A 1,622-nucleotide genomic window follows, 5' to 3' on the forward strand; every position below is an offset into this window, starting at 1 on the left:
TCGCTGCCCATAACAAAGCTCTAGCCCAAGCCGACAAGGATACTAAAACTGAGATAAAAAAAGAGATTGCCCAACGTAAGGTACAACGTGTGAAATACGAACAGTGAACTTTCCTGAAATAGGTTGACTAAAAATTAAACCATTAATTATAGTCACTTATGAAAATACAAAATGAACACTGGCGAAAAAGCAGTACCTGAAAACATTTACAGAACTCTATAACACGAATACGGTTTAAAACAAACGATTAAAAACACTGAATTAGCGCAGAAAATGACAGCACAAGCAGTGTATATTTACAATAACCTAAGAACACATTTTAGCCTGCATTTAAGAAAGCCAGCTGAAGGCCACTAAAATCCAACAATCAAATACAGATCCTATCGAAAAAATAATGTAAATTTACCTGAACTTACTATCTAAAAGTAGTAGTTAATCAACCAAAAAAGACCGTAAAAAAGGTCAACCTATTTCAGTATAATACAATTTAGCAGTACCGTTTTTATTATAAAGTGAATGAAAAATACAATCCTATACTTTTTACTATTTTTTTCTTTAAACCTTTTTGGTCAAAAGTTCATCGTTGTCGATAAGGACACTTATGATTTAGTAGAGTCTGTATCTTTTACAATTTATAAAGACAATAAGGTGGTTTATCAAGATGTTACTAAAAACAATAAAGCAACCATTATTCCCGAAGACCTTCAGTATGATAAAATAAAATTTACTAAAACACACTATAGAACGTATACGCTAGAAACACAAAATTTGAATGAAGCCGTTTACCTATCTAAGGAGCATATTCAGTTAGACGATCTGGTAATTTCCACAAAAAAAGAAGGCTCTATAATTTTTGGGGAATCAAATAGGATTATAAACTCCCAAAGCAAATTCATTACATCAGAAATAGATTCTGGTATAATTTTCAAAAACCATCACAGCAATTTAGATATTAGCCAGACCATTTTCTATGTTGACAAAGTAAAGTTCAAAACAGCTTATAAAATCCACTTTTTTGAAGTCGAAGAAAGTTTGCCTTCAGGTAATTTACAAACGCTTCATTTTATTAAAAAGATTTATTCAACCGATACCCTTTACTTAAATCCTAAGCAAAAAAACAGAATTGAGATTGAGCACAAAGAGGATATTTTATTTGAAGAAGGCAAAACACTTTTTGTTTGTATAGAGCTTTTATACTATTTAAATGAAAATCATCAAAAATTTACTCCAACAAATAAAGACAAAACAAAATTGAAATTTCAGTTTTCCAACGAAAATAATTATTACGCCAAGACATATAATATAACTAAAGGTAAAGAATCTGTTTATTTAGAAAATAGTAACCTAATGGTTAAATATGATTTTGCTAATTTCCTGTTTAAAACCCCATCTAAAAGAATTCTTATAACTCCAGCAATCCAACTACAAGCAAAGGAAGTAAAATTATAAAACAAAAAAACCTATTGCCAATAACTAAGCGTTCCCCAATGAAAAATCGGGGCAAGCTGTGTGGCCGGTACAGCTTGTCCCGACTTCTTTTTTCGGGAGCCTAACATGAACGCCGTGTTGACTAACCCGGCTGTTTGTCGGTTGGTACTATGGGGATTAATCTATTGCTGTGC

Annotated in this window: 1 protein-coding gene; it reads left to right on the forward strand. The window is 31.8% G+C overall.

Going from position 1 to position 1,622, the window contains the following annotated elements; translation table 11 throughout:
* The first annotated feature begins 516 nt into the window (after positions 1-516).
* On the forward strand, positions 517-1,449 hold the full coding sequence (locus ACFSQ0_RS05645; RefSeq protein ID WP_379045393.1) for a hypothetical protein: 933 nt from the start codon (positions 517-519) through the stop codon (positions 1,447-1,449).
* Positions 1,450-1,622 lie beyond the last annotated feature (173 nt).

Origin of the sequence: Mesonia sediminis (assembly GCF_042684705.1) — a bacterium.
Lineage (GTDB): Bacteria > Bacteroidota > Bacteroidia > Flavobacteriales > Flavobacteriaceae > Mesonia > Mesonia sediminis.

Excerpts from the sequence above, each read along its gene's own strand:
- ACFSQ0_RS05645 (WP_379045393.1), top strand. The coding sequence starts at position 517 with ATGAAAAATACAATCCTATACTTTTTACTATTTTTTTCTTTAAACCTT.